The organism is Streptosporangium sp. NPDC004631 (genome assembly GCF_053601935.1).
On sequence record NZ_JBSGCR010000009.1, the window covers coordinates 156,158 to 177,101 of the forward strand.

The window sequence follows — 20,944 nt, forward strand, 5'->3', positions numbered from 1 at the left end:
GAATTTCGTGTGGGATGGAGACTGCTGGGTATTTGCGGGTGGCGAGAGCACGGCGTCAGGTGCACGTGCCGAGTCCCCGCCCGTCACCGCGACGTGAATCCACGGTCTTCTCGAACCACGCCACGGTTCTGCGGAGGCCGTCGTCCAGGGAGACGGGACGGACACCGGGGAACAGCCCGGCCAGCAGGTGGGGAGCGGCCTGCGACTCGCGGATGTCCCCCGTCCGCGGCGGCAGGAAGGTCGCCTCGACCGGCTGGCCGAGGACCGAGGCGAGGACGTCCTTCAGAGACAGCAGTGAGACGCGTGTGCCGAATGCCAGATTCACCGGCTTTCCACTTGTCACCCGCCGGGTGGCCGCGTCCACCAGGACGTCGGTCACCGATCCCACATAGGTGAAGTCGCGTGCCTGCTCTCCGTCGCCGTGGATCGGCACCGGCCGCCCCCGCAGGGCTGCGGAGACGAACATCGGGATGACGGCCGCGTAGGCGTGGTCGGCGGCCTGCAGGGGGCCGTAGACGTTGAAGAAGCGGAACGGCAGAACCGGCAGGCCGTAGCTTTCGGCGTACGCCAGGGCATACGCCTCCGCGGCCAGCTTGCCGGCGCCGTACGGGCTGAGCGGACGGGTGGGCAGGTCCTCGTGCTTGTGCGGCTCCATGCTGTCGCCGTACACCGAGGACGAGGAGGCGAGGATCAGATGCGGCCTCCTCGGGCGGCACGCCTCCAGGACGTGGACGGTTCCGGTGGCGTTGACGGTGTGGGAGGCCAGGGGGTCGGCCAGCGACCGCGGCACCGAGGGCCGCGCGGCCAGGTGGATCACGTGGGTGGCGTCCGCGACGAGCTTCGCCAGCAGCTCCCCGTCCAGGATGCTGCCCGTCACGAGGTCCACCCCGAGGCCGTCCAGGTTGGCCGGATCTCCGCTGCTCAGGTCGTCCAGCACCGTGACGCCCTCGGTCTCCGGCCTGGTCGTGAGCGCGCGGCAGAGGTTCGCGCCGATGAACCCGGCGCCGCCGGTGACAAGGAATCTCATCGGAGTGTTCCCTCCGCGACCGGCCGGGACCCGCGCGCGCCGCAGAGCGACCGGTAGAGCGCCTCGGTGTCCGCGACGAGGCGCTCCACTCCGAACGAGGCGGTCGTCCAGTAGAGCGCGGACTCGCCCATCCGCCGTGCCAGCCCCGGATCGAACAGCAGCCGTACGGTGTGCGCCGCCAGTTCGCCCACGTCGGCCGAGGCCAGCAGACCGGTGTGACCGTCTCTGACGATCTCGGCGACGCTCCCCACCCGGGTGGAGACGACCGGGGTCCCGGTCATCCCGGCCTCGATGAGGGTCAGCGGTGTGCCCTCGTTGTCGGAGGTCAGCACGACCACGTCGGCCGCGGCGTAGACCGTCTCCACGTCTCTTCTCCACCCCAGCAGGTGGAAGGAGTCGCGGACGGGCTCGATGCTCCGCTCGACCTCCCGGCTCAGCTCACCGCCTCCGCAGACGACGAAGCGGCATCCCGGGACCCGCTGGAGCACGGCGTCGGCCACCGCCAGGAAACGGTCGGGCCGCTTCACCTGGGTGAGGCGGCCCACGTACGCCACGACGGGCGCGTCCATCGGAAGACCCAGCGCGGCACGGGCCGCCCCCCGTTCGGGAACGTGACCCAGCTCGACACCGGTCGGAATCACGGCGTACTGCTCGGGCCGGCCGATCCGGGCCCTCAGCAGGTCCTCGCGCACCTGGGATCCGACGGCCACCAGCCGGTCGGACATGGTGGCGAGCAGCCGCTCCGACCAGATGTAGAGGTGGCGCTTGGGCGATGAGAAGTATCCGTGCAGGAGGTGGCCGTGGAAGACGTGCACCCTGGCGGAGCCGACGCCGGCCAGCCGGGCGGCCGTACGCCCCAGCGCGCCCGCCTTGGCCGTGTGGGTGTGCACCACGTGTGGGCGGAACTCGCGCATGGCGGAGGTCAGGTGGATCAGGGCGCGGAGGTCGTCGGCGGGCCGGACCGACCGGCCGAGACCCGGGACCCGGTGGATCCGCACGTCGGCCTCGTGGAGCCGGAGGTGATCGCCTTCGCTGGCGTCGACCTCCCCGGTGTAGAGGCGATGGTCGAACTCCTCACGGTTCAGTCGCTCGTACACCCCCAAGACCTGGGTGGCCGGGCCGCCGACATTCATGCGTGCGATGATTTCCATGACACGAATCCGTCTATCCGGCTTCATTACTGGCTCCTCAGTGGTGGGCCTGGTCACCCCGGAGAAGCTAGCTCGCCGTTTGACCTGTTCGCCGCCACCGTCACGGCGGCGGCGAAATGTTTTCCCGCTCCCTACCTCCGCATGATCGAGTTGTTCCGCTCGGGGCGTTCACCGGGCCGGATGTGGGCGCAGTCCCGACAAACCGCGATACCTCGTCGGCGCGAGATCCATATTTCGGGTGATTGACAAAGGATTAGACAAGGACACGCCCGATTTACGGTTTTCGGTGACCTGTTGGTTGTATGTGACGGTCGCTGGTGTTGTTCGGGGGGCCGGTCGTGACCCGATCGGTGGGAAAGGCCCGCGCGTGGCCGCCGGATCACGGTTTTGCGGCGGCGGATCGGAAAGAAACCGCATGCGGTGGTAATCGCCGGACCAGGAACGGCCCCGGGGGGCGATGTCGCATCTTCCCGGCGCTAGCGTCGCCGTTGCAAAGCCGCCTGCCGGTGATTCAGCCGACCGCCGGCCTCCGCGGCGCGATCCAGAAAAGCGGCTGAGGGTGACTGCCAATGGAATATTTCATCGTCGTCGCGGCCGCGGTGGTGCTGGTCCTTCTCGTGCACGCCGGCCTGGAGGCGAAGGTCGCGCGGCGGGTGCTCCCGGTGCTGCTCGCCGCGTTCGCCGTCCGGCTGGTCGTCCATGTCCTGGTGCTGCGGGGCACCGTCATCGGATACGGCGGCGACAACGTCGGCTACGAGATGAGGGCCTTGGACGTCGTCGAGTACTGGAGGCACGCGGGTTTCCAGTACGTCACCTCCGAGCAGATGCCCTACCTCTACGACGCGAGCCTGCCGTGCAACGTCTTCGCGGTCGTCATCTACCTGTGCGGCGGCCCGGCCTCGCTGGCCTGCACGGCGGTGGTGGCCCTCCTGGCCTGCGCGCTGTGCACTGTGGTGTACCGGTTCGCGAGGCTCGTCGGCGCGGACGAGAACGCGTCGTTCCGGCTGCTGTGCGTGACCGCGTTCATGCCCGCGTTCCTGCTGCACACCTCGGACACGTTCAAGGACGGCTTCAACGCGCTCCTGGTCGTGGCCTGTCTCGGTCTCGCGGTCTCGAACATGCGCCGGTTCGGTGTGCGGAAACTGCTCCTGCTCGGGATTCTGCTCTGGGCGCTGTGGTACGTGCGCCCGTACATGGTCTTCATGTGCGCCGTGCCGCTGCTCTTCGCCGCCGTCAACCGCGGTCGCGGCCTCTCCCCGCGTGCCCTGCTCGTCTTCTCCGCGCTGCTGGCGTCTGTACTGCTCCTCCTGGGGGGCGCCGATGAGGAGACGCCCATAGGCGCCATGCGCGGGCAACTGGACCAGGGGCAGTCGGAGGTCGCCATCCGCGCCAACACCGACGAGGGCTCGGGTGTCGTCTTCGACGACGGCGGTGACCCGTGGGGTGCCCTCGGCCCCAAACTCCTCTACACGCTTCTCTCTCCCTTTCCCTGGACGGGGGGGAGCCTGGCGCTGCAACTCGGCAAGGTCGACGTGCTGGTGTGGTATTTCCTTCTCCACGGCGCCGTCCGCGGGGCTCGGCGGCTCTGGAGAACCGACCGTGCGATGCTGATGATTCTCCTGCTCTTCATCGTTCCGAGCACGATCGCCTATGCGACGACCATGGCCAACATTGGGCTTATCTTTCGCCAGCGCATGCCGATCGTCATGATCACAAGCCTGCTGGCGGCATTAGCATGGACCAGGATTTCACCAGAAGGCCCTTCCGTGGAAAGCCCTTCGTCGGAAAGCCCGGAGCCCTCGGACTCACTCCCGGTTGAAAGGCCCGCTTTCGCAGGTCGATGAGCTGGATTCCCGAGCCGGGCCCTTCTCGCCCCGCCTCTGTTCTCTACCCGCTGTCTCACCCTCTGCAGTGCACTTTTTAGGATCGGAGCCAAGCCGTGACGATGAGTCGAATGGAGACGGCCTCCCGGGACCGCTTCGCCTTCGGTGACAACTGGCTGAAATTCATCGAGCTCGTGGACGAACGGCGCGTCGAGCAGGCCGCGGCGTCGCTGACGGCCGCCCTCGGCGTCACAGACCTGACCGGCCGCGCCTTTCTCGACATCGGTTGCGGCAGCGGGCTGTTCTCACTCGCGGCCCTCCGCCTGGGGGCCAGGGTCCACTCGTTCGACTACGACCCCGACTCGGTGGCCGCGTGCGGACGGCTCAGAGAGAGGTTCGCCGGGGATCGGCGTGGCGAATGGACCGTGGAGCGGGGCTCGATCCTCGACGACACCTACATCGGGGGACTCGGCGTCTTCGACGTCGTCTACTCCTGGGGCGTTCTGCACCACACCGGTGAGATGTGGCGCGCGATCGGCGGCGCCTCCTCCCTGGTCGCGCCGGGCGGGTCGCTGTTCGTCTCCATCTACAACGATCAGGGCCCGGCCAGCCGCCTGTGGTGGCGCGTGAAGCGGCGCTACGTCCAGGCCGGCCCGCTGACGAGGCACACGCTCGTCGCGGTGGGGGGAGCGTACTTCGGTGCCCGGCAGGTCATGGTGAGGCTGGTCAAGGCGGCGTCGGGCACGCCAGCGGATGGCGCCCTCCCGAGGGGGATGTCGTTCCGGCACGATCTCGTCGACTGGATCGGGGGCTTCCCGTTCGAGGTCGCCTCGCCCGAGCAGATCTTCTCATTCCTCCATGTCCGTGGGTTCGAGCTGAGCTTTCTGAAGACGTGCCGGGGCAGCCTTGGCTGCAACGAGTACGTCTTCACCGCGCCCGCGCGGACCTGACGGAATCCCGTCCTCCGGCCCGGTCCCACCGGTCGCAGACCGGGCGGCCGGGCCGGGCCGCCGGGGGAGCAGCGAGATCACCCAGCGCACATCGTCGGCCCGGGGCAGCAGCTCCCGTACCCCCACCCCGGCCACCCACGCGAACCACCCCACCGCCGTCGCCGCCAGCGCCGTGTAGCCCAGGCTGGAGGCCAGAGCCGCCCCGGCGGCACCCCACCGCGGGATCAGCAGCACGTTCAGCGCGAGGTTGAGCGCGAGGGCCCCGAGGGGGAGGACGGCCATGCTCAGGGGCCGGCCGAGCCGTACGAGATACTGGTCGGTGGGCCGGGTCAGCGACAGTGCGATCGCACCGGGAGCCAGCAGGAGCAGCGGGGCCACGCTGCCGGTGTAGGCGTCGCCGTACAGGAGGGGGATCAGCGTGGGGGAGGCGATCGCCAGCACGGCGGTGACGGCCGAGCAGAGCAGCAGGTTGAACCGGAGCGCGCGAGCCGTCACGTCCCGGGCGGTGCCCTCGTCCTCGCCCGCCTGACGGTACACGGTGACCTGGGCTATCGCGTCGGTCGGTACCCACGCGAGGGCCAGGAGGGCGCCGGCCGCGGCGTACAGGCCCACCTCGGCCTCCGAGACGAAGATGTTCAGCAGGAACACGTCCGCGGTCTGCAGGAGATGGTGGCAGATCAGCCCGATGTGGTAGCGGCCCGACAGGGAGAGCTGCCGCCGGGCGAGCGTCGCGTCGCCGCGGAGTACGGCGGGACCGAGTGATCGCAGGAACAGCGCGACGGGTGCGGTCGTGGCCATCGCCCAGCAGACGACCGCCGAGGTGACGGTCAGGTTTCCGGTGACCGCGAGGACCACGACCGGCAGGGAGAGCACCAGGGCGGACAGGATGACCCCCCGGTTGGCCAGGGCCGTCCGAAACTGCAGGAGCGCGATGCCGTTGAGGTTGCTCGACGCGATGCCGAACGGTACGGCCAGCAGGGCGATGCCCAGCGGGTGGGGTGTCAGGCCCGGTACGAACGTGATCACCACCCCGAGGGTGAACAGGGCGGACACCGTGCCGAAGAGCAGCCCGAGGAGAAGCCCGTTGCCCGTCAGGGAGCGGTGCCGCGTGGGGTCGGGCCAGAGCGCGATCTGCGACTTCCCCACCGACAGGTGGCCCGCGACGATCGCCGTGGTGGCCGTGGTCACGATCATCGCGTAGACGCCTCGGCCCTCGGGCTGCAGCGTGCGCGCTATGAGCACGGTCGTCGCGGCGGACAGCGCCAGCCGCAGCCCGTTACTGGCCGCGGTCTGGACGATCCTGGTGGTGGTCGGGCTCATGTCAGCGGCGCCGGGCACCCGGCCGCCGCCGTGGTGGCGCCGCCCGGGACCGCGTGCGCCCGGTGCCACAGCTCGAACTGGAGCAGCGTCCACAGCCGTTCGCCGTGGTCGGCGCCCTCCATGTGCCGCCGGAGCAGGGCTCGGATCGCCGCCGGCCGGAACAGGTCCCTGTCCCGGGCGGTGTCGTCGGTGAGCGTGTCGTGGGCCAGCTCCCGCAGCTCGCCGCGGAGCCAGGCGGCCAGCGGCACGCCGAACCCCTGTTTGGGGCAGCGCAGCAGCTCCTCGGGCAGCCAGGGGGCGACCGCCCTCTTCAGCAGTAGTTTTGTCCGGGTGCCGCGGATGTTCGACGCCGGGGGAAGGCCGGCGGCCCACTCCATCAGATGGTGGTCCAGGAACGGGGAGCGGGCCTCCAGGGAGTTGGCCATCGTGGTGATGTCGACCTTCACCAGCAGGTCACCGGGGAGATAGGTCACGGTGTCGACGTCCATGACACGGCCGAGATCGGTGTCGGCCGACGAGCGGTCGAAGACCGTCTCCAGCAGGTGGTGGCTGTCCACCCCCGCCACCCGGTCACGGAACGCGTCGCTGTAGATCGCGGACTTCTGCTCCCGGGTGAAGCAGGACATCAGATGGGGGTAGCGCCGGGCCGGCCGTTCCGCGGCGAAGCGCAGCAGCCAGCCGAGCCGCCTGGCCGTGGTCCCCGTGTCGCCGCGTTCGGTGAGCAGGGTGCCGAGCCGGGCGGTCATCGCCGCGAGGGCGGAGGGCAGGGCCGGGACCCGGCCCGTCTGGTTCATCAGGACGTAGCGCTGGTAGCCGCCGAAACTCTCGTCTCCGCCGTCGCCGTTGAGCGCGACGGTGACGTGGTCGCGGCTCAGCTGCGCCACGTAGAAGCTGGGGATCGCAGAGGAGTCGGCGAACGGCTCGTCGAAGTGCCAGGCGAGACGGGGCAGGACGCCGAGCAGGTCGGTCGTCACGACGAGCTCGTGGTGGTCGGTGCCGTACCGTTCGGCGACCATCCGCGCCTTGTGCCGCTCGTCGTAGCGGCTCTCCTCAAAACCGATGCAGAACGTCTTGACCTGCTCCCGGCTCTGCATGGCCATGGCCGCCACGACCGCCGACGAGTCGACCCCACCGGACAGGAACGCCCCGAGGGGCCGCTCGCTCACCATCCGGATCCGGGTCGCCTCCAGGAGCAGCTCGCGCAGCCGTTCCTCCTCCGCCCGCTCGTCCGTCACCGTCCGAGGGGTGCGGTCCGGCTCCCAGTAGCGGCGCACGGTGACCCGGCCGCGCTCCCAGACGAGCAGATGTCCGGGGGGAAGCTTGTGCACGTCCTGGTAGATCGACCACGGCGCGGGGACGTACTTGTAGGTCAGATAGTGGTGCAGGGCGACCGGATCGAGCTCGCGGCGCATCCCCGGATCCTGCGCGAGGGACTTCAGCTCCGAGCCGAACCAGATCGAGGTCTGGTCGGCCCGCCAGTAGAGCGGTTTCTTTCCCACCCGGTCCCGGGCCAGGACCAGCCGTTCCCGGTCGCGATCCCAGACGGCGAAGGCGAACATGCCGCGGAGCCGCTGGACCAGGTCGGCGCCGTGCTCCTCGTAGAGGTGGACGAGGCACTCGGAGTCACCCGCGGCGCGCAGCCGGTGCCCCCGCCGTGCCAGGTCCTGACGGAGCTCGGCGAAGTTGTAGATCTCACCGTTGAAGACGGCGACGATCCGCTCGTTCTCGTTGTAGACGGGCTGGCCGCCGGTGGCCACGTCGATGATCGCCAGCCGGCGCATGCCGAGCGCCGCGCGTTCGTCGTGGTGGTAGCCGTCGCCGTCGGGACCCCGGTGCACGATGACGTCGCACATGCGCCGGACGAGCTCCGGGTCGGGGTGGAGCATCGACGCCATTCCGGCTATTCCGCACATCTGGCCTCCAGCAGTCGTCGGTACAGGGCGATGTGCTCCTCGACCATGACGGTCATGTCGAGGTTCTTGGCGGCCCAGGCTCGTGCGGCGGCTCCCAGCCCGGCGCCGAGCTCCGGATCGTCGAGCAGCCGCAGGACCGCCTCAGCCAGAGCCGCCGGGTCCGAGGCGGGGATCAGCACCCCCCGGCCGTCGAGCAGCTCGGGGGTGCCGCCCACCGAGGTGGCGACGATCGGCCGCCCCGCGGCCATCGCCTCCATGACGGCGTTGCTCAGTCCCTCGGAGAGCGAGGGGAGGACGACCACGTCGGCCCGGGCCACGAGCCCCCGGGGGTCGTCGACGGACCCCCGGAAGCGGACGTCGAGGCCGAGTACGGAGGCCTGCCGCTCCAGCCGGTCGCGCTCGGGCCCGTCGCCGGCGAGGACGAGCGTGCACGGCCGCCCCCGCCGGGCGAGCGTCGCGGCGGCGTCGAGCAGGAAGCGGTGCCCCTTCACCGGATGGAGATTGGCCACGCAGACGATCACGGGCAGGTGGGTGCCGACCTCCTCCGGCTCGACCGGCTCGAACGCCGACGCCGGCAGGCCGTTGTAGATCACACTCAACTTGCGTGCCGGCAGACGCTCGGATGCGCGGGCGTCCTGCGCGACGGCGACCGCGTTGGCCACCACGTGGTCGGTGATGCGGGTCGCCGCCCGCTCCAGGGCGAAGACCCATCGGCGCCCCCGCTTGTAGAAGCCCTGGCTGCGGCGGCCCGAGACGACGACCGGAACCCCGGACAGCCGGGCGGCGGGCGCGCTCAGCACATAGTCGAAGTACAGGAAGGCGTGGAGCACCTGTGGTCGCAGCCGTCGCAGCAGGCGGAGCAGGCGCATGCCGGCGCCGAGGTTGTGGACCAGGGCCGACGGCCGCACCAGGGACGTCAGGGAGGGGACGAAGTCGAGCTGGTGCACCTCCACCCCCGCCAGGCGCAGGGCCGTCAGGTGTGGTCCGCTCTCGCAGGTGAGGATCACATGCGTGTCGATGTTCCTCGCCCGCAACCCCTGAGCGAGCAGGGACAGCTGCGCCTCCGCGCCTCCCCGTCCCAGCTGGTTGATGACGAGCGCAACGCGTCGCAGGTCTGCCCGGTCTTCTGCCGTCACGACGGTATCCCCTTCCGGTCGACGCTCAGGGTGATCGTGATCTAACCGAGAGTGTCCGGATCGGCCGTCGTGGTCAAGGTCGTCGGAAGGCGTGTCGTGGTGGCTCGGTCAAGGTCGTGCCATTGTCCCGGCGACACCGGTCCGTCCCGCGGAAAAGACGGGCAAAACATCGCGGAGCGTAAACGTCCCGGCTCGGCCCCGGAGTTCGTGTCGCCAGACTTGCGCCCATGATCAAGCCTTCGCTCCGTCATGATCCCGCGCCGGGCCCGTCCGGGCTCGGCGCGGGTACCGAGGCCGCCCGGCGTCCCGGTGGGGAAACGCCCTCCATCCGGCGCCGGAGACCGTGGCGCCCCCGTGTGTCGAGGTGGTCGCCCGCGGCGTCCGTGACCGTCCTCACCGTGGTGGTGCTGGGTTTCCACGGAGTCTCCCTCGCGGACACGGCCCTCTTCGCGGCCTATGTCGTCCTGGGACTCACCCTGCCCGGGCTGCTGCTGATCCGCGCCCTGTACGGCGGCACGCGCACCCGGGCCGAGGAGGTCGCGCTCGGCACCACGCTCGGTTACGCCGTCGAGGTGATCGCCTACATCGTGGCCCGCGCGGCCGGGGCACCACTGCTCGTGCTCCTGTGGCCGATCACCACGTACGCGGTCTTCCTGACCGTCCCCCGGCTGCGGAGACACTGGAGAGACGCGTCCCACCTGCGGGAGTCACCGCTCTGGTGGTCGTGGTCCCTGGCACTGGTCACAGCCTTCCTGGTGGTCTGGAGCGCCCTGACGTTCTTCGGCAGGCAGGCCCTCACCTGGCCCGACCGTGCCGCCGCCGCGATCGACATGCCGTTCCACCTGGCCCTCGTCGGCGAGCTGCGGCATCACATGCCTCCCTCGGTGCCCTGGGTCGAGGGGGAGCCCCTCCTCTACCACTGGTTCGTCTACGCGCACCTGGCGGCGGCGAGCTGGGTGACCGGAGTGGAACCGGCGGTGCTGCTGCTCCGTCTCGGCATGCTGCCCATCCTGGCCGCGCTCGTCGTCCTCCTGGCCATGACCGGGCGGCAGATCATGAACTCGTGGGCCGGGGCGCTGGTGGCCGTCGTCTCCACGCTCTTCGTCGCGGCCCCGAGCCTGTATCTGGGCGCGAACCCGAACTTCACCTGGGGAAGCATCCAGGAGATCGCGTGGCTGAGTCCCACCCAGACCTTCGGGGCACTGCTGTTCGCCCCGGCCGTCGTCATTCTCGTCGACCTGCTCGAACGCCCCAGGCGTGACGGCGGCGCCTGGCTCCTGCTGGGTGTCCTTCTCATCGCGGTGATGGGCGCCAAGGCGACCTACCTGCCCCTGCTCGCCGCCGGCCTGGCGGCGGTGACGGTGACGGAGACGATCCGGCGGCGCCGTCCGCACCTGCCCTCGCTCGCCGCGCTGGGGATGACCGTGGCATGCCTGATCTTCGCGCAGCTCGTGCTCTTCGGGCAGGTACGGCAGGGCACGGTCGTCTCCCCCCTCTCGTTCACCAACCTGACGTGGGAGAAGCTGGCCGGCCCCGGCGGCGAGGCCGGTCCGTCACCGGGGGCGGCGCTCGGTTTCACCGCGGTCTACCTGCTGTGCTGGGCCGTCGCCTGGTGCGGTGTCCTCGGGCTGCTGAGCCGTCCGCGCCTGCTCGTACGGCCCGCCGTGGTCCTCATGCTCGGCGTGGGCGTGGCGGGTCTCGGCGCGGTGCTCCTTCTCGCCCATCCCGGCCTCAGCCAGCTCTACTTCCTGCGGAGCGCCTCCCCCTATCCGGTGATCGTCGCCGTCTACGGGCTCCTCGTCGTCCTGCGCCGGGCGCGGGCGTCGTTCGGCGCGACGGCGTGCGCCGCCGCCGCGGGGGCCACCACCGCCTACCTGGTCCCCGTCGCCTGCGGGGTGCGGGTCCCGCTCGATCCGGGCCAGGCGGCCGATGCCCTGTACCGTCCCTACGCCGCGCTGGTCGCCGTGGTGATCCTGGCCTTCGCCGTACTGGCCCTCGCCGGGCGGCGCGTGGCCGTAAGGCGGGCCGCCAGGGGGCTTGGAACCGGGCGGCACAGGCTGCGCGCCCGGGCTCTGCTGCTCGTCATGGTCGCGGCCGTCGGCCTGCCGTCGGCCGCGCACGCGCGTGTCCTCTCCCTCGTCTACAGGGGCTGGCCCGCCTATCAGACCGGTGGTGACAGCGGATGGACGGAGCTCGGCCGGGTCCCCGCGGGGGCCTTGACGGCCGGTCAATGGCTGCGCGCCCACTCGGCCCCCGACGACCTGATCGCCACGAACACGCACTGCCGCTGGGGGCGGGAGAGCCCGTGCGACAGCAGCCAGTTCTGGGCTGCCGCGCTGACCGAGCGGCACGTGCTGGTCGAGGGCTGGGCCTACACCTCGACGAACATGGACCGCCGCGGTTCGGAGGTGCCGCCCCAGTACCGTCCCTTCTGGGACGGCGAGCTGATGCGGGCCAACGAGGCGGTCTTCGCCGCGCCGTCGGCGGACGCGGTCCGGCTGCTGAGGGAACGCTACGGTGTGCGCTGGCTTCTGGCCGACGAGCGCGGCCTGGGCCTCGGCTCGCGGATCGGTGATGTCGCCGATCTCCGCTTCCGCTCCGGCGACTACGCCGTCTACCGGCTTCCCGACGCCCCCTGAACACCCGAACCCCCCTGAATGCCCGGCTCCCCTTTCCCGGGGAGCCGGGCTCGTCTGCGCCCGGGGACTCATCCCCGGGCGAGGTTCTCAGAGATAGTCGAGCACCACGTCGACCCAGTAGTTGGTGGACTGGAAGGAACCGGTGGGGAAGGTGTTCGACGCGCCGTAGGCGTAGAGGCCGTTGCCTCCGCTCGTCCCGTCGGCGAGCGCGGTGAGCGGTCCCCTCACGTGCGGTGAGACGAAGTACGGTCTCGACACCGAGTAGAAGCCCGAGGTGGTGTGGTAGGAGACGACGTAGACGGTGCCCGCGGTGATCTGGACGGGGGTGGAGAAGTTCACCTGCTGCCACCCTGAAGGGGTCTCGTCGACGAACGTCGCCGTGGCGAGGAGCTGCCCGCCGACGGTCCAGAGGCTGCCGGTGTGGGTGCCGGTGTTCAGCGTCCCCTTGTAGAACCGGACGCCCCTGACCAGGCCGGTCGTGGTCGAGGTGAACTTCACCCCCAGCGTGGCCGCCTGGGCGTCGTTGTTGGAGTCGACCTCCGGTGAGGTCAGGGAGGTCCACAGGGTGTTCGACGGCGCGAACACCACGTCGACCCAGTAGTTGCTGGACTGGAAGGTGTTGCTGGGGAAGGTGCTCGACGCGCCGTAGGCGTAGAGGCCGTTGCCCCCGCTCGCCCCGTCGGCGGGCGCGGTGAGCGGCCCGTTCGCCAGTGGCTCGGTGAAGTACGGTCTCGACACCGAGTAGAAGCCCGAGGTGGTGTGGTAGGAGACGACGTAGACGGTGCCGGCGGTGATGGGCACGGGGGTGGAGAAGTTCACCTGCTGCCAGCCGGAGACGGTCTCGCCGGTGAAGGTCGCCGTGGCGAGGAGTTGCCCGTCGGCGGTCCAGAGGCTGCCGGTGTGGGTGCCGGTGTTGAGCGCGCCCTTGTAGAACCGGACGCCTCTGATCGTGCCGGTCGTGCTCGCCGTGAACCTCGTCCCCAGGGTGACCGCCTGGGCGTCGTCGTGGGACGCCTCATCCGGGACCGCGGTGTTGTCCCAGAGGCTGTTCTCCAGAATGAACACCAGGTCGACCCAGTAGTTGCTGGACTCGAAGGTGTTGCTGGGGAAGGCGCTCGACGCGCCGTAGGCGTAGACGCCGTTGCCCCCGCTCGCCCCGTCGGCGAGCGCGGTGAGCGGCCCGTTCGTCAGCGGTGCGGTGAAGTACGGTCTCGACACCGAGTAGAAGCCCGAGGTGGTGTGGTAGGAGGCGATGTAGGTGGTGCCGGCGGTGATCTGGACGGGGGTCGGGAAGTCCACCTGCTGCCAGCCGGAGGCGGTCTCGTTGACGAACGTCGCCGTGGCGAGGAGCTGCCCGCCGGCGGTCCAGAGGTCGCCGACGTGGGTGCCCGTGTTGAGTTCCCCCTTGTAGAACCTGATCCCCGTGACGAAACCCGAGTTCGCGGCCTGGAACTTCACCCCGCCCTCGACCGGGGCGGGGTCGTTGTGCGAGGCTTCGGCGGGTACGGCGGTCGGCGACCAGAGGGTGCAGGGGCATCCCGAGGTCACGTTCACGGTCGTGGTCGTCGGGGGCGCCTGAAGGTTGCCGATGTCGTCGACCGCCCTGACCGTGATCGTCGCCGGTCCGGTGGTGGTCGGTGTCCATACGAACTGCCAGGTGGCGCGGCCGACCGCCGAGGACCAGGTGGTGCCGCCGTCGAGTGACACCTCGACGCCCCCCACGACGCCGCCCCCGGTGTCGGCCGCCGTTCCCTGGATCAGCACCTCCGCTCCGGTCGGCACGGACGCCTCGCTCACCGGGGCGGTGATGGCCGACGTCGGGGGAGTGGTGTCCGTCGACGCGGTCGCCGGCACCAGGCCCTCCTGAAGGGTGACCGGCTGGGTGTTCATGTCGGCGAAGAGGTTGACCGTCGCCTGCTGCATCCGGATGTCCGTCGGTGAGCCGGACCGGTCGTGGTTGGCGTCGAGCCCCCACGCCCACTGGGTGGTGCCCGCGCCGAAGACGAGGGCTCCGCTCGCCTCCTTGTACAGCGTCAGGTTGTGAACCGCCTCCCCGTTGCCGTAGGTGCTGCCGAAGTCCAGCAGATAGGACGAAACGCTCAGCGGTGTTTGGGAGTACCTCACCAGCCCCGACGGCGTGACGGCGTTGTCGGGGGCCTCGTCCCATTCGTAGCCGAGCGTTCCCGCGGGGAAGGTGGCCGTCTGGCCGGCGGGCAGGGTCGCGATGGAGGTGTTGCGCCACAGCCGCATGTCGCCGTACTCGGCGGGGACGGTTATCGCGTCGTTGACGACGCCGTTGACGCTGAACAACGTCCCCATCAGGCCGTTCTCCGGTCTGCCGCCGTCCGACGGCGGGGAGAAACGCGGGTCGCGCCATGTCCCGGTCCACTGGGTGTTCGGGTCGATCTTGGCGTTGGCCAGCGTCTCCTTGTAGCAGACGAGCGTCCGGTACGGTGTGCCGGTTCCGTCGATGCTGTTCTCCCACCGGGTCTTCCAGAAGCTCTGGTTTCCGGAGAAGAAGGCGAGGTTGACGCCGCCGTTCCCGGCGTTCGTCACGTTGGTCCGCATCTCGTCCGACCAGTACTCGTCATGACCGGAGGAGATGAAGATCTTGTGTTCGAGCAGTTCCGCCGCCCGCGTCACGGTGTCGACGTTGGTGGTGTAGCTCACGTCGTATCCGTTGGCCTCGACCCACCTGACCATCGGGTACTCGGAGTTGAAGAACCAGCTCTCCACCGAGCCGTTACAGCAACTACTGCCGCGGGTGGTGAACGGGCGGTTGTAACTGACCTTGTAGGCCCGCCCCGGCGGGCCGCTGCTCAGGTAGAGGCTGGTCCCGCCGTAGGTGTTGTAGGCCTGCCAGGTGGCGTCGGAGGTCTGGAGGAGGATGTCCGCGCCGCGCTCGTCGTCCCGGACCACGAATATCATCTGGCTGGCGCCGCTGGTCCCGTCCTGCCGGATGAGGTTCGCGATGTAGACCCCCGAGACGGCGTCGGCGGGCACCGCCCAGGAGGCGGAGACCCCCCAGTTGCCGCAGTCGACCATCTGGGACGCCGCGTCGTTCACGCAGGCCGGCTGCGTCTGGGGCAGGGAGGCCGAGGGGTTGACGGTCGTTATCTTCCGCGCCCCCATTCCGGCGTAATATCCGATGCGGTAGATGTCGATCCGGTAGCTGGTCGCCGCGGTGTTCACCTTGAACTGTATGGTTTCGCCGTGGTTGACGCTTATTTTGGTGGCATATCCCTGAATGTTGCTGCTGCCCGCTCCCGGGATGTTCCATTCGCTGGAGGGATTACCGGGGAGGCTGTTCTCCAGGCAGATCACGGAAGTCGGCGGGCAGGCGGCACGGAATGCCCGGTTACCGGGGTTCGTGGCCTTTCTCGCTCTGCCTTGGCTATTTTCAGTGGGTTTTTCCCCGACGGGCCGTTCTACTCCGGGTTTTTCCCCATCCGGTTGTTCCTCACCCGGTGAGCCGGTCTCCACGGGGGTGGTGTTCTCCCCGCCGGGCGCCGGGTGGCCGGATGCCGGACCGGTGGGAGGTGGGGCGGCGGGAGGTGGGGCGGGCGGCGCCGTCTCCTGGGCGGCGTCCGCAGCCGGGGCCGGGCCGGTCTCCGCGGGACGGGCGTCTCGCGGAGACCGTACTCCCTCCGGGAGGGGGGTATCCGCCGCCACCTGCGGGGCGCCCTCCTGCGCGGGCGGGGCTTCCGGGCCATCGGTGCTCCCCGCCCGCGCATCGCTCTGGCCGATGCGCGGGACGGGGGCCAGCCCCCAGGCGGCCCCCGGGGTGACGGCCGTGACGGCCGTGCAGACCCCAAGGGCGAGTACCGCGATCGGGAACATCCGCCGTCGCATGAGACCTCTCCTCGTTGTGCGTCGCGTGCAGCCTCTGATCGCGACCTCGCGGCGGAGCCCCCGGCGGCCGGGGAGAGGCAGGGGCGGGCGAAAGGCGGCGATGTCCGAGTTCCGGGCAATATTACCGAGGGAGAAGGGGGTTTCCTCGCGGAACGAGCGCCGGTTCCGATCTTATGTCAGAAGATCATTTGTGGCGGGGGCAATGCCCTTCCGTAGCCTTTTCAGGAACGGTGGGCTGCCATTTCTGACAATCCCCTTTTTTGTGGAGTGCTGGATGGATCGGCATTATGTAAGGCTTACGTAATGGTTCGCCAGGAAATGAGAGTGTAATGCGTGTCGGCCGATCAGGCCGGTGTTCACTGCGACCGTGAGCGAAACCGATCTGAAGAGCATCCCATTCAATCGAACGCATATCTCGGACAACGAGCTCGACTACCTGGCACAGGCCGTACGCCAGGGGTTCACCTGCGGGGACGGGCCGTTCACCCGGCGGGCCGCCGGGCTGCTGAGGGAGATGACCGGCGCCGGTGAGGCGCTGCTGACCACCTCCTGCACCCACGCGCTGGAGATGTCGGCGATCCTGCTCGACCTGCGGCCCGGCGACGAGGTGATCATGCCGTCGTTCACCTTCGTGTCGGCCGCCAACGCCTACGTCCTGCGCGGGGCGGTGCCCGTGTTCGTCGACTGCAGGCCGGACACCCTGAACCTGGACGAGCAACTGGTCGAGGCCGCGATCACCGACCGCACCCGGGCCGTCGTGGTCATGCACTACGCGGGGGTCGCGTGCGCCATGGACGCCCTCGGCGAGCTCTGCCGGCGGTACGGCCTGGCTCTCATCGAGGACAACGCCCACGGCCTGGGCGGCTCCTACCGGGAACGGCCCCTCGGATCGTTCGGCCGGATGGCCACCCAGAGCTTCCACGCGACCAAGAACGCGCAGTGCGGTGAGGGCGGTGCGCTCCTGCTGAACGACGCCGACCTGGTGGCCCGCGCCGAGATCGTCAGGGAGAAGGGCACCGACCGCAGCCGGTTCTTCCGCGGCCAGGTCGACAGGTACCGGTGGGTCGACGTGGGGTCGAGCTACCTGCCGTCCGACGTCCTCGCCGCGCAGCTGACCGCGCAGCTGGAGTCGTTCGGCGGGATCCAGCTCCGGCGGCACGCCGTGTGGCGCGACTACCACGAGGGGCTGGCGGACTGGGCCGCGGAGAACGGGGTGGCCCAGCCGATGGTCCCGGACGGCTGCGCCCATCCGGCACACCTGTACTACCTGCTCCTTCCCGACCTGGAGAACCGGCAGGCGTTCATCGGCCACCTCGCGGGGCGGGGGGTGCAGGCGACGTTCCACTACCAGCCGCTGCACACCGCGCCCGCCGGTCTGCGCCACGGGCGGGTCGCCCCCGGCGGGTGCCCGGTGACCGAGGAGGTCGCCGACCGCCTGGTACGGCTGCCGCTCTTCGCCGACCTGGGCGACGCCGGGACGGCCCGGGTGATCGACGCCGTCGTGACCTGCCGGATGCGCTGATGGGCTGGGACGACGTGATGGAGGAGCGGGCCGTACAGGCCGTGGAGTCCCCCCTGGAGTCCGCCCGGTTCGGCCGTTCCGTGGAGCGGCTCACCGTCTCCGCGGCGGCGGTGACCCCGTTCCCCGTGGTCCGCGAGGCCGTGCTGGGGTCGGCCGCCGACGTCATCGTGCTGCGATATCCGGCCGAGTATGTCGGCTGGTTCGCGGAACTGACCGTGCTCGGCCGGACCGCCGTGTTCGCGGACTCGCTGGTGTACTGGCGGCTGCGCGCCGGCCGGGGGCGGGCACCCGGACCGTCGCCGGATCCGTGGACGGCGGAGCCGGTCGGTCCCGAGGTGGCGCGCCGGCCGGTGTCCGCCATCTTCGCCGGGTACGGCAACCACTACCTGGCCAACCCCCTGTTCGACGCCGCCGGCGCGCTGGCGGGCTACCGGGAGTGGGCGCTGAGGTCCGCCGCCGAGGGCGGCTGCCTGGCCCTGCGGGATCACGGCTCCGGGAGCGTCCTCGGGCTGGCCACGCTGGAGGAGACCGCCGGCCGTACGGAGATCCTGCTGGCCGGGGTGGTCCCCGAGGCGCGCGGGCGCGGCGTCTACGCCCACCTGCTGAAGGCCGTCGAGGACCGCGCGTCGGCGCGGGGCGCCGCCGAGGTCGTCATCTCCACCCAGGGCCACAACACGCGGGTGCAGCGGGCCTGGGCGAGGTACGGGTTCGAACCCGTGCGGACCCTGCTCACCGTTCACCTGGTCTCGCCCGGCCTGCTCTCACCGTTCGTCCGGTCCGGAGCCGATCCCCGCGTGCACGGGCAGGCCGAGCCCGTCGGACTGCCGGGGCACGTCGAGGCCGCCGGCACCCCCGGCGCGCTCGCACACCACGTAGGCCGGCCGTCCCATTCCGCTGCCGTGTATCCGGCCGACGTACTCCCCGAGGACGCCGATGGACATCAGCTGGGCTGAGGAGAAGATCGCGATCATCGAGGCGACGGTGGTGAACCCGGCCACCGTCGTGTCACCGGTGGCGAAGCGCCACAGTACGGCGCAGCCCAGTGCCAGGCCGACGAGCCCGGCGAGGAACCCGAGATAGCTCGCCGCGCGCAGCGGAGCCGTGCTGTAGCCGAGGAGCATGTTCGCCGCGTGCCGTATCAGCAGGCGCGGCGTGTAGTTGGACCGCCCGTGGTCGCGTCCGCTCATGTGCACCCTGACCGAGCCCACCCTCGTGGTGACCCAGGACAGGGCCACGTCGATCGACACGTGTGGTCCGGACAGCTCCTCGAACCCGTCCCGCAGGCGTGTCCGGAAGGCGCGGAAGGCGCTGATCGTCCGGGCGGTGCGGATGCCCAGCGCGCCGGCCATGCCCGCCTTCACCGACCGGGACGCGAGGCTGCGGACGAATCCGTGCTCCTCCCGGTGCGGCACGCCGTACACCAGGTCGAGATGGTCGCCCTCAAGCGCGGCCAGCAGGAGGGGGATCTGCTCCGGCAGGTGCTGCAGGTCGTCGTCCATCGTGACGACGACCTCGAACTGGGCCTCCCTGACCCCGGCGACCAGCGCGTTGTGCTGGCCGTAGTTGCGGGACAGGTGCACCGCGCGGACGCCGTCGATCCGGTGGGCCAGTTCGGCGGCCGTCCTCCAGGTGTCGTCCGGGCTTCCGTCGACGACGAGGATCACCTCGTGGCGGACGGACATGTCACAGAGAACCTGGGTGAGCCTGGCCACCAGCGCCGGAAGAGTCCGCGCGGAGCGGTAACACGGAATAACCACCGACACTGACATTGATCCCCCGACTGTTATCCGGAGCCGACTAGGATTTCGTCGATTCCGCTGCCCGACCGTGATCCGGAGTGACCGCCACATGGTTGACGTCGAAAGTCGAACCGCCCGTGACAGGGATTCACATTTGGGACGGAGAGCTGTGATCTCGGCTCTTGGTGGCCACCGCATCACATATCTGCTGGCCGGCGCCATGACGGCCGCGCTCTATTACGCTCTCCTGGGTCTAGGATTGCTGACGACCAAAGGTGGGGTCGCCTATCTTTTCCTGGTCGTGGTCAGCCATTTTATCACCGTGGTGATTGTCTATCCGTGGTACCGGCTGGTGGTCTTCCGTGTCTCCGGGGAGCCGTGGCTGGCCGGTTACCTGCGGTTCTACCTGGTCGGGGCGGCCTTCCTGGCCGCATCACTCATCGGGCTGCCGATTCTGGTGGAATTCTGTGGAATTCCCATCATGGTGGCGCAGGCGATGATAATAGTCATGAGTCCTCCGCTAAGTTATGCGATCCACCGGACATGGACCTTCCGTAATCGCGGAAACGTGTGAGCCCGGCAACGTCTCCCACGCCCTTCGGCAAAGGTGCGCGACGGTGAAGAAACGCCGATTCAAGCCCACTGTAAACTCCGACGGCATGTGGTCACCGCGGCCATGCGTTTCCTCGCGAAAGGAACCACAGAACGTGAAGGCACTCGTTCTAGCGGGTGGCAAAGGGACGAGGCTGCGCCCGCTGACCCACACCTCGGCGAAACAGCTGGTACCCGTCGCCAACAAACCGGTGCTCTACTACGGGCTTGAGGCGATCCGGGAGGCGGGCATCACCGGCGTGGGCATCGTGGTCGGCGACACCGCGGCCGAGGTCCGGGCCGCCGTCGGGGACGGCTCGATGTTCGGCCTCGACGTCACCTACATTCCCCAGGAGGCTCCTCTCGGCCTGGCCCACTGCGTTCTGATCGCCAGGGAGTTCCTCGGAGACGAGCCCTTCGTGCTGTACCTGGGGGACAACTTCCTGGTGGGCGGCATCGCCGGCCTGGTGGACACCTTCCGCCGGGCGGACTACGACGCCCAGATCCTGCTCACCAGGGTCGCCGAGCCGCAGTTCTACGGGGTCGCCGAACTCGGGCCCGCGGGCGAGATCCTGAGACTGGAGGAGAAGCCGGAGCACCCGCGGAGCGACCTCGCGATCGTCGGGGTCTACATCTTCTCCCCGGCCGTCCACGAGGCGGTCCGGGCGATCACGCCCTCCGCGCGCGGCGAGCTGGAGATCACCGACGCCGTCACGTGGCTCATCGACCACGGCTCCCGGGTCCACTCACACCTCGTCGACGGCTACTGGAAGGACACCGGGCGGCTGCAGGACATGCTGGAGTGCAACCGCATCGTTCTCGAACGGATCGAGCCCGGCGTCAGGGGCACGGTGGACCGGCTCAGTGAGATCACCGGCAGGGTCGTCGTCGAGCGGGGCGCGGTGGTGGAGAACTCGATCCTGCGCGGGCCGATCGTGATCGGGGCGGACACCAAGATCACTTCTTCCTACATCGGGCCCTTCACCTCGATCGGGGCGAGATGCCTGGTGGAGAACGCCGAGATCGACTACTCGATCGTGCTCGACGGCTCCTCGGTCCACGGGGTGTCGCGCATCGCGCACTCCCTGATCGGGCGCAACGTCGAGGTGAGCCGCGCGACGGGCATGCCGAACACCCACGAGCTGATGGTGGGCGATCACAGCAGAATTCAGGTGCCCGCCTGAAGGTCTCTGTCACCGGTGACGGGCGGTTCCGGGGCCGGTGACGCGGCCCGAAGGGAGGGGCGCGCTGAGATCTCCGGAGGGGACCGTCCGGAGATCT

Annotated in this window: 13 protein-coding genes and 1 pseudogene; 7 read left to right on the forward strand and 7 right to left on the reverse strand. The window is 69.7% G+C overall.

Going from position 1 to position 20,944, the window contains the following annotated elements; translation table 11 throughout:
* Nucleotides 1–55: 55 nt before the first annotated feature.
* Together ACWEF2_RS12330 and ACWEF2_RS12335 are read right to left on the reverse strand one after the other, a co-directional pair.
* On the reverse strand, nt 56–1,027 hold the full coding sequence (locus ACWEF2_RS12330) for an NAD-dependent epimerase/dehydratase family protein (RefSeq protein ID WP_453814519.1): 972 nt from the start codon (nt 1,025–1,027) through the stop codon (nt 56–58).
* Nucleotides 1,024–2,178 (reverse strand): glycosyltransferase, encoded by a 1,155-nt coding sequence (locus ACWEF2_RS12335; protein WP_453814521.1) that lies wholly within the window; start codon nt 2,176–2,178, stop codon nt 1,024–1,026. The genes ACWEF2_RS12330 and ACWEF2_RS12335 overlap by 4 nt, the downstream gene beginning before the upstream one ends.
* 569 nt (nt 2,179–2,747) lie before the next feature.
* Here ACWEF2_RS12335 and ACWEF2_RS12340 point away from each other — a divergent pair.
* Nucleotides 2,748–4,022, forward strand: coding sequence for a hypothetical protein (locus ACWEF2_RS12340; protein ID WP_453814523.1), 1,275 nt, complete (start codon nt 2,748–2,750; stop codon nt 4,020–4,022).
* 101 nt (nt 4,023–4,123) lie between these two features.
* On the forward strand, nt 4,124–4,951 hold the full coding sequence (locus ACWEF2_RS12345; protein ID WP_453814621.1) for a class I SAM-dependent methyltransferase: 828 nt from the start codon (nt 4,124–4,126) through the stop codon (nt 4,949–4,951).
* Here ACWEF2_RS12345 and ACWEF2_RS12350 read toward each other — a convergent pair.
* The 3 genes from ACWEF2_RS12350 to ACWEF2_RS12360 are packed head-to-tail and all read right to left on the reverse strand — an operon-like array spanning nt 4,850 to nt 9,320.
* On the reverse strand, nt 4,850–6,271 hold the full coding sequence (locus tag ACWEF2_RS12350; RefSeq protein WP_453814525.1) for a lipopolysaccharide biosynthesis protein: 1,422 nt from the start codon (nt 6,269–6,271) through the stop codon (nt 4,850–4,852). The genes ACWEF2_RS12345 and ACWEF2_RS12350 overlap by 102 nt on opposite strands.
* Nucleotides 6,268–8,184, reverse strand: a complete 1,917-nt coding sequence (gene asnB, locus ACWEF2_RS12355; RefSeq protein ID WP_453814527.1) for an asparagine synthase (glutamine-hydrolyzing) — start codon at nt 8,182–8,184, stop codon at nt 6,268–6,270. Before asnB ends, ACWEF2_RS12350 begins: the two co-directional genes overlap by 4 nt.
* On the reverse strand, nt 8,172–9,320 hold the full coding sequence (locus tag ACWEF2_RS12360; protein WP_453814529.1) for a glycosyltransferase: 1,149 nt from the start codon (nt 9,318–9,320) through the stop codon (nt 8,172–8,174). The genes asnB and ACWEF2_RS12360 overlap by 13 nt, the downstream gene beginning before the upstream one ends.
* A gap of 383 nt (nt 9,321–9,703) precedes the next feature.
* Here ACWEF2_RS12360 and ACWEF2_RS12365 point away from each other — a divergent pair, with 383 nt between their 5' ends.
* Nucleotides 9,704–11,959 (forward strand): hypothetical protein, encoded by a 2,256-nt coding sequence (locus tag ACWEF2_RS12365; RefSeq protein ID WP_453814531.1) that lies wholly within the window; start codon nt 9,704–9,706, stop codon nt 11,957–11,959.
* An 87-nt stretch (nt 11,960–12,046) separates the two neighbouring features.
* Here ACWEF2_RS12365 and ACWEF2_RS12370 read toward each other — a convergent pair whose 3' ends face one another.
* Nucleotides 12,047–15,151, reverse strand: coding sequence for a DUF4082 domain-containing protein (locus ACWEF2_RS12370; RefSeq protein ID WP_453814533.1), 3,105 nt, complete (start codon nt 15,149–15,151; stop codon nt 12,047–12,049).
* 1,027 nt (nt 15,152–16,178) lie between these two features.
* Here ACWEF2_RS12370 and rffA point away from each other — a divergent pair.
* Both rffA and ACWEF2_RS12380 read left to right on the forward strand, forming a co-directional pair.
* The gene (gene rffA / locus ACWEF2_RS12375) at nt 16,179–17,333 is read left to right on the forward strand and encodes a dTDP-4-amino-4,6-dideoxygalactose transaminase (protein ID WP_453814535.1); all 1,155 of its coding nucleotides are present in this window, start codon (nt 16,179–16,181) and stop codon (nt 17,331–17,333) included.
* 17 nt (nt 17,334–17,350) lie between these two features.
* Nucleotides 17,351–18,031: pseudogene (locus ACWEF2_RS12380) on the forward strand (GNAT family N-acetyltransferase); the annotation flags it as partial.
* Nucleotides 18,032–18,094: 63 nt separating this feature from the next.
* Here the strand turns inward: ACWEF2_RS12380 and ACWEF2_RS12385 are convergent.
* Nucleotides 18,095–19,090, reverse strand: coding sequence for a glycosyltransferase family 2 protein (locus tag ACWEF2_RS12385; protein ID WP_453814537.1), 996 nt, complete (start codon nt 19,088–19,090; stop codon nt 18,095–18,097).
* Nucleotides 19,091–19,241: 151 nt separating this feature from the next.
* Here ACWEF2_RS12385 and ACWEF2_RS12390 point away from each other — a divergent pair, with 151 nt between their 5' ends.
* Nucleotides 19,242–19,646 (forward strand): GtrA family protein, encoded by a 405-nt coding sequence (locus ACWEF2_RS12390; RefSeq protein ID WP_453814538.1) that lies wholly within the window; start codon nt 19,242–19,244, stop codon nt 19,644–19,646.
* Nucleotides 19,647–19,779: 133 nt separating this feature from the next.
* A complete protein-coding gene (locus tag ACWEF2_RS12395) occupies nt 19,780–20,847 on the forward strand; it encodes a glucose-1-phosphate thymidylyltransferase (protein WP_453814540.1) in 1,068 nt (355 codons plus the stop codon).
* The last annotated feature ends 97 nt before the right edge of the window (nt 20,848–20,944 follow it).

Excerpts from the sequence above, each read along its gene's own strand:
- ACWEF2_RS12330 (WP_453814519.1), bottom strand. The coding sequence starts at position 1,027 with ATGAGATTCCTTGTCACCGGCGGCGCCGGGTTCATCGGCGCGAACCTC.
- asnB (WP_453814527.1), bottom strand. The coding sequence starts at position 8,184 with ATGTGCGGAATAGCCGGAATGGCGTCGATGCTCCACCCCGACCCGGAG.
- ACWEF2_RS12340 (WP_453814523.1), top strand. The coding sequence starts at position 2,748 with ATGGAATATTTCATCGTCGTCGCGGCCGCGGTGGTGCTGGTCCTTCTC.
- ACWEF2_RS12345 (WP_453814621.1), top strand. The coding sequence starts at position 4,124 with ATGAGTCGAATGGAGACGGCCTCCCGGGACCGCTTCGCCTTCGGTGAC.
- ACWEF2_RS12335 (WP_453814521.1), bottom strand. The coding sequence starts at position 2,178 with ATGGAAATCATCGCACGCATGAATGTCGGCGGCCCGGCCACCCAGGTC.
- ACWEF2_RS12350 (WP_453814525.1), bottom strand. The coding sequence starts at position 6,271 with ATGAGCCCGACCACCACCAGGATCGTCCAGACCGCGGCCAGTAACGGG.